Genomic DNA, 7,022 nt, shown 5'->3' with positions numbered 1-7,022 from the left:
TCGGTCTCCATCAATGAATCACCATCGACGCCGAAACTCCATCAGTTTTTGCGGGTGTCCAGCTATCTGTCCAAGGCCAATTGCGTGTAACTTCCGGATTAGGAGATACAGCCTTATACCCGGTTGGTTGGTGATTGACAGCTACTCCTAGGCAGCACGATCAAAGGGGCACGCACTATATGGTCAAATCCAAAAATACACAGGCCCAGCACGTAATAGACGGTTTCCCGAAACCTCATGACCGACATCGAGCGCCTGCCTTTTTAGGACTTTCTCGCGAGCGATACTCAAATCGACATTCAAAAACTTACCAATGGCATTTACTGAATAATCAAAATCCTCTCGCAAGTTTTGATAATTAACTGCGAGATATGGGCCAAATCCAAAAAGCTTCCAAATTATCGCAGCTAGATCTGCTATCAGCCGACCAAAGCACGTGCGCAACGATTCAAATAGCCGTTTTCTTATAACGCCATTTTCCAAATGTGTGTTACGCCCCTTTTTTGCTGAACGTATAACTGACGGCAAATCCCGTCTCATGTGTATGACGAAAACATTCCAGCCGGAACGCCTGAGCATAAATGGCCGCAAAGCGTTCCAATATGCCGTTTTGCTTGAATCAACCAGATAAGATGCCTCAGATCGACGAGCCGCATAGCAAATAGGATCGCTAATAGATTTATCTTGACAGTAGTCCCCCCAAAAATCACACTGATGATAAAGTGATCCGCAACTGCAACGACTCTTTTCGAAAATATCTTTCTGAAAATTACATATTTCTCCTAATGAAATAACGTCACTGTTTTGCGAAATGAGCAATGACAATATCGTTGAACCGCTTCGTCCATACCCAGCGATATAAATTATAGATTTATGCTTCAGCAAAATATCACCACCATTCGTTACTTTATTTTTCGACGTGTAAAGGGAATTGCTAAAACCCCAAACGCCATGTTTAAATATAGAACACTCACGACGTTGTAAGTCACTATATTCATGCAAGACAGTATTGCTGCACCCAATATTCCAAAATAATTAATCGATATTGGCAAAAAAGCGATGTATAAGATCGATGTTATACCACTCCAGATAGCTACAAATTTTGTATGCTCTGAAATTTTCAGAGTAAGAAGAGTGGGCCCTGTGACCATGTTTACTATTTGGGCGAACATCAGTATATAAAGTATATATATAGAATTTATAAGCTCGACTCCCAAATTTGACAAAATGTAGGTGGGGAAAAGCAACAGCGGAATAGCAATAACTATCCCAACCAAACATGCTTTTTTGGAGCCGCTCTTCAGTGCATCCTGGATTCCTTGGCGGTTCCCGGTTGAAATGGCACTTCCAATAGCTGCCGGAAGCGTGATGTTTGCCACCACCAATCCGAAGCTTATCAATGTCGCAACGCGTTCCGCAACTCGAAATCCGGCAAGAGACTCGTTTGAGACAAGCGAGCCGATGATGATAAGCGGAATTGTCGCATTTGCTATTTCAGCTAAATTCACAACCAACAGTCGAGCCGCGGTTCGGCAGTGAAGCCCCCATTCCCCTTCTGCAATGCCCATGGAATGCTTATTGTTACCCAGGCGCGGTAGCCCTCGAAAGAAATTTGCAAGACTTGCAAAAAAGACAAGCCAATAGGACCCAATAATAGCATAGGCTGCCATGCTATCCGTCACTTCGCGACCACCGCTGATACTCGAATAAATTAATAATAAAACTACCGATGAGAACGAAACAACTCCAATATCACTTAATATTGCTGCGGAGGCTTGCCCAACACCTTTAAGAAATCCAGAAAGCAATAAAGTCATTGAGGCCGGAAATATACAATATATGTATAACTGGCTCACTTTGCGCTCGGCAAAATCTAATGCGACCAAATCAAAAAATTCATTACTAGAAATGGCCAAGAATGTAGATGCGACGAAACTAATAAGCGCTACTGTGATGGCTGACCGAAATAAAAGTCGGTATGATTTTTGGCTGTGAGGATCGAGGGCAAATTGCCTCATCGTTGCGATGTTATGACCGAGATTTACCAAAACAGACAAGAGCGTAATACATGCGAGATTTAAGACCATCAAGCCAAGCGCGCTGGCTCCAACGAAACGCCCGACGAACCAGATAAGGCACAATTGTCCAAAGGCCGTAATTCCCCGAAATACAAAATTTGCGTAAAACGACATTTGTCGCGTGGCAGTATGTTCAATTAAGCGATGAATATTCTTATTCACCAATGCCCTCACATTTTCAAAGACGTATATCTACCATATCTGACGGAAGCAGATGCTTTATGTCAAAAACCACACTATTTTCGCGCCCGAATTGCCGAATTTTTTGCGCTCCCATGTTTTTGAATAAATCGTGTGCAACAGCAATAACAATTCCATCGTATTCATTTTGCTTGGGATTTTGGATAAAATTGACGCCATTTTTTTCATTCGCCAGATCAAGGTTGACCCATGGGTCAAAAATGTCAACATTTGCACCCAAATCATTCAATTCCGAAACGACATCAATCACTCGCGTATTACGAACGTCCGGGCAGTTTTCCTTGAAGGCAAAGCCCATAACTAGCACTACTTTGGCAGAAGTTTGAAATGCGTGACTGATAGGCTCCCACCGCAGTGAGGGCACTGGTCTGGCGGAGGTCGCGATATTCGGTCAATGATGGCCTGTCGGATGGCTGGCATGCTCGGCTGAGGCGGAGGTCCGGAGACTCTTTTTTTTCCGGCCCGCCTGCGCGAGCCTTCGTGTTTGCAGGAAGGCATAGGCCATCATTGTCATGAGAAGGTGGCGATGCAGCCCCGTCCATGATCGTCCTTCGAAGTGGTCGAGGCCGAGTTCCTCCTTGAGTTGCTGGTGCGCCTGTTCGCAAATCCAGCGCGCCTTGATGGCGCCGGCGACGTCCTTGATCGCGGTGTCGGCGGGAAGGTTGGAAAGATAGTATTTTCGCTCGCCGTTCGAGCGATGCTCACCCACGAGCCAAGCTTCTTCGCCTGGCATATGCTGTGCGCCAGCAGCGCCGATCCGCTGTGGCGCACCATCGGCGACACGCACACGCATGGCCGCAAAGCGAGCCGTCAGGCGGCCTTTGGTCCCTCGGCGCCAACTGACCTGCCGCCATTTCGCATCTTCGAGCATGGCATGGGCTGCTCGGGATTTGACGTCGGGCACATGCCGAACCCGTGGTCGCCCACGTCCTGCCACCGGGAAGATCAACTGCACGTCGGCAGGATAGACCTTCTGGTGGCGGGGAATGCCAACGGCCCAGCACAAGCCTCGTGCACTTAGCGCCTGCCGGAACGGCGCTGACAAGCCATAGCCGGCGTCGGCAAGGACGCAGCCGAAGCGCACGCCGGCAGCAATGACCCGGTCGATCTCCTCGATGGCGATGTCGGGCTTCGTGCGATAGGATTGGAAATCTTCGGGCACGCCGGCCCTCTCCATCCGGGCCGTGTCGCTGGTCCAGCTTTCCGGCAGGTATAGCCGCAAACCCAGCATGACCGGCACCTCCCCCGAAGCCAAGGTTACCGACACGAGCGTCTGGCAGTTCGCGTTCTTGCCCAGTACCGTAGCATATTGGGGCGCGACCCCGACCGAGGCCTTGCCCTTCTTGGGAAGGGCTGTGTCGTCGATGATCAGCCAGCCTTTGTCACCACCAACCAACTCATCCGCTTGCCGCCACAACGTAGCCTCCAACGGCGCGCTGTCCCAAATCCCGGCACCGATGAAATGATGCAGCCGGTCATAGCTGCGCGCGTCTGCGCGGGCCGCCATGGGCTGGATGCTCTTGCGATCGCCAGGTCCAATCAAGCCGGCGATGCAGGCCGGGCACATCCGCCGCCGCGTCTTGTTACCCAACTTCTTGAGATACGGCCCAAGCCAATGCTCGAGATCCCGCTGCCAATCCTCTTCCATCGCCAGCCTCCATCAAAGCTGGCTCCCTATGAATCACGCATTTCCCCTGCAGGGAATCCCATAAATCACAATTCTGCCAAAGTAGTGCTAGCTCGCGTGAGCCTTGAACATGTATCCTCTTCCGGAGCATCGCTTTGACCAGTTGGTAGGCGACATAAGTCCCCATGCTGTCATTTAAACGCCTTCCCGCCAAAATGATTTCAGGGTGATAGCCACACGCCTCTGCAGCGTATGTCAGGTAGTAGGGATCAACGCCGATGCAATGGCCGCCAACGAGGCCAGGTCGGAATGGAAGAAAATTCCACTTGGTTCCGGCAGCATTAAGCACAGCTTCAGTGTCGATACCCATGCGACCGAAGATGATTGCTAGCTCGTTGATCAGGGCGATGTTAAGGTCGCGCTGTGTATTTTCGATAACCTTTGCAGCTTCAGCAATGCGGATGCTGTCAGCCTTATAAGTACCTGCTGTAATGATTTGGCGATATAAGGCGTCAATGCGGCCACACGCCTCTGGTGTCGAGCCTGAGGTTACCTTCAGAATGTTTGGAAGACGATGCTCTTTGTCAGCTGGATTGATGTGCTCGGGCGAGTAGCCGACGGTAAAATCCTCGTTCAGCTTTAGGCCTGACCACGTTTCCAGCACCGGCACGCAATCCTGCTCGGTGCAGCCAGGATAAACAGTCGATTCAAAAACTACGGTATCGCCTTTTTTGATAACACGTCCCACCGTTTCCGATGCCGCAAGGATTGGACCGAGATCAGGACGCTTGTGCTTGTCGATCGGTGTCGGCACGGTCACAATATAGACGTTGCAATGACGCAAATCATAGCAATCGGTGCTGAATTTTAGCTGGTCCGCCCGTGCCAGCGCTTCGGGTTCGGTTTCCAACGTATGGTCATATCCCGCCCGCAATGATACGATGCGCGCTACGTCAATGTCGAAGCCTAATGTAGGAAATTTCGCACCGAACTCGACAGCAAGTGGCAGTCCGACGTAACCGAGGCCGATAACAGCGATCCGCACATCGCCGAGCCACTGGGAGTGAACGGTCATAACATCCTACTTTGTGTAACTGTCTCGAAACCAAGCGGTAAATTGTGTAGACTCATCTGCAGCCAACTTTCGGGGGATAGCTTCGACGCACTTGAACAGCGGAGTATCTAGCAGCACCAACAGGCAGCTCGCCGCCAGGAAAAACATAGCACCCGGCAAATCCCTACCATCGGCGCCGTCGTGACCGATGCTCTTATTTGCTCTGCTGCCGATAGCTCAAAACTGGCATTGCTTTTGCCAAGACGCCGGCTCGCCTAATCTCGTGTCAAGTTGACAGGTGCTTCTTTAAACTCGCCGATGAGCTGTTCTAACTCGGCCTGGATTTCCTCGAATTCAACCATCTTGCGCCTGATGAATCCAACTGCAAGCTGGGCTCGGTGACCGATCCCTTTGGGAGTTGAAACGTAGACGTAGCCAAGTTTGTTTTTTAAGGCTTTGAAATTGGCGAGTTTGATGTGCCCTTTTTTCAATCAATGCGCTGACGCAAAAATTGATCGCACCAAGGCTCGCTCCGAGCTCTCCGGCAATTTCACGCTGAGATGCGTCCGGTCGGCTTTCCAGTAGTCGCAAGACCCTGAAATGCAAGTCCTCGCGCTGCTGTGCAATTCTATCATTTGCCATGGTTTTGATCGATACTGCGCGTATTAAAGCTACCGCACGGCAGGTGCATCTGCACCTTCCGTGGTTCGTACGATCTACGAGCAAGCTGACGCTCCTCGTTTAGTCTTGAACACTTAGGCGATTTCGGCAGATTCGAAAAGGGCTTTCGGACGTTCCCAAGATTAATTCGCTTAGCCGGTATGTCTCATCGAGCACCATCATCGATCAAGGCACTTACTTCATTGAAGTCTGACGCCTCTTGGACAGCGCGTTTGCATTTTTGCCTCCGCGATGACGATCACTTTCTGCAGTTATCCTGCCTTGCTGTAGTAACTTATAATCGCTCACTGGCTCGGATTTGATGTGCTGCGTGCGCAGTCTCCGCCACGTTATCCGCGTGGGGCAAAACCGATCCTGCGTCTTGATCGAACACGCCGATTGACCCGGCGCAAAATGAGAGGTCGCTATCGGATTGGGTTTCAGACTTGGCGCACCCTGTACCGTAAGCGCGATGGGCTCTGACTGCCCAAGAATAAACGGGACGAGAGGCATACCCCTCGTCCCGTTGAATTGAACCCATCAGGCGTACAGACAATCCCTTCGCCTATGTGGCGCTGGAATGCCAAACGCCTTTATATGATGATGTCCACGAGAAGGCCGCTCGAATAGTTATTGACTGTGATGACGTCTACAATCGTCCTCGATGCGTTGGCTATTTCGTAAAGCCCATCACCCAGATCCGTAAAGGTCGCACTAGCTCCATAACCTTCGAAAACGAGCTCGTCTTGTTGGCCGGATACGCCGCTATAATCCAGGACGACGTCGCCATTTGCCTGGCCGGCTACAAAAACAAACGTGTCACTACCAAGGCCGCCTGTCAGTATATCAGCACCTCCAGCACCGTCGATGATATCGTTCCATGTACTGCCAGCGATTGTATCAATTCCGCTACTACCAGTGACATCGATCGCAGCATTGCCCAGCCCTGAAATACCGGCTGATGCAAATGCAGCGGATACTTGTGCTGATCCCCCGGTAAGGACTGAAACAGACGAAGCATCGATGATGCCGGTTGTTCTTGTGTCGAGGCTGTTCAGGCTTGAGGCCGCTACCGACGTGTCGGTTAGCGTAAGTGCTTCATTACCCCGGCCACGGAGGCCAGCACCGAAATATGTGGTGATTAGATCTGCAGCAGAACCCGTCACGGTCAGAACAGTCGACATATCCACCGTACCGGTGTTGGCAGCATTGATTGCGTTCAACTCTATCGCAGTAGCCGCTGTACCGGTCAGCAAAACAACCTCATCGCCAAGACCCGTAACACCGCCCGACGCGTAGCTCGTCGCAAGTTCCGAAGAAGACCCCGTGAGCTTTGTCACACTTGCCGCATCGATCGCGCCCGTCGTGGCGGTATCGAGCGCATTCAGTGATGTCGCCGCCA

Annotated in this window: 7 protein-coding genes and 1 pseudogene; all 8 read right to left on the bottom strand. The window is 50.9% G+C overall.

Features of this window, described 5'->3' with window-relative positions:
* Positions 1 to 183: 183 nt before the first annotated feature.
* Positions 184 to 825, bottom strand: coding sequence for a hypothetical protein (locus IP81_RS20580; protein WP_197274683.1), 642 nt, complete (start codon positions 823 to 825; stop codon positions 184 to 186).
* Positions 826 to 902: 77 nt separating this feature from the next.
* On the bottom strand, positions 903 to 2,240 hold the full coding sequence (locus IP81_RS16710; RefSeq protein WP_157573318.1) for a lipopolysaccharide biosynthesis protein: 1,338 nt from the start codon (positions 2,238 to 2,240) through the stop codon (positions 903 to 905).
* Between the two features lie 16 nt (positions 2,241 to 2,256).
* A complete protein-coding gene (locus IP81_RS16705) occupies positions 2,257 to 2,577 on the bottom strand; it encodes a UDP binding domain-containing protein (protein WP_054109145.1) in 321 nt (106 codons plus the stop codon).
* A 93-nt stretch (positions 2,578 to 2,670) separates the two neighbouring features.
* On the bottom strand, positions 2,671 to 3,927 hold the full coding sequence (locus IP81_RS16700) for an IS701 family transposase (RefSeq protein WP_054109144.1): 1,257 nt from the start codon (positions 3,925 to 3,927) through the stop codon (positions 2,671 to 2,673).
* Complete coding sequence (locus tag IP81_RS16695) at positions 3,863 to 4,981, bottom strand: nucleotide sugar dehydrogenase (protein ID WP_082356261.1); 1,119 nt, start codon at positions 4,979 to 4,981, stop codon at positions 3,863 to 3,865. Before IP81_RS16695 ends, IP81_RS16700 begins: the two co-directional genes overlap by 65 nt.
* Before the next feature lie 254 nt (positions 4,982 to 5,235).
* Positions 5,236 to 5,451, bottom strand: a complete 216-nt coding sequence (locus IP81_RS21405; RefSeq protein WP_231627048.1) for a hypothetical protein — start codon at positions 5,449 to 5,451, stop codon at positions 5,236 to 5,238.
* 52 nt (positions 5,452 to 5,503) lie between these two features.
* Positions 5,504 to 5,602, bottom strand: a pseudogene (locus tag IP81_RS21720) (MarR family EPS-associated transcriptional regulator); the annotation flags it as partial.
* Positions 5,603 to 6,213: 611 nt separating this feature from the next.
* The coding region (locus IP81_RS21050; RefSeq protein WP_369800781.1) for a calcium-binding protein at positions 6,214 to 7,022 on the bottom strand (809 nt) is incomplete at its 5' end.

Origin of the sequence: Novosphingobium sp. AAP83 (genome assembly GCF_001295795.1) — a bacterium.
In the GTDB taxonomy this organism is placed as follows: domain Bacteria; phylum Pseudomonadota; class Alphaproteobacteria; order Sphingomonadales; family Sphingomonadaceae; genus Novosphingobium.
The sequence above is the reverse complement of the archived record's forward strand: the minus strand, read 5'-3'. Positions and strand labels throughout refer to the sequence as shown.

What these genes read in the sequence shown, in the direction of transcription:
- IP81_RS16695 (WP_082356261.1), bottom strand. Translation starts at nt 4,981, where the DNA reads ATGACCGTTCACTCCCAGTGGCTCGGCGATGTGCGGATCGCTGTTATC.
- IP81_RS16700 (WP_054109144.1), bottom strand. Translation starts at nt 3,927, where the DNA reads ATGGAAGAGGATTGGCAGCGGGATCTCGAGCATTGGCTTGGGCCGTAT.
- IP81_RS16705 (WP_054109145.1), bottom strand. Translation starts at nt 2,577, where the DNA reads ATGGGCTTTGCCTTCAAGGAAAACTGCCCGGACGTTCGTAATACGCGA.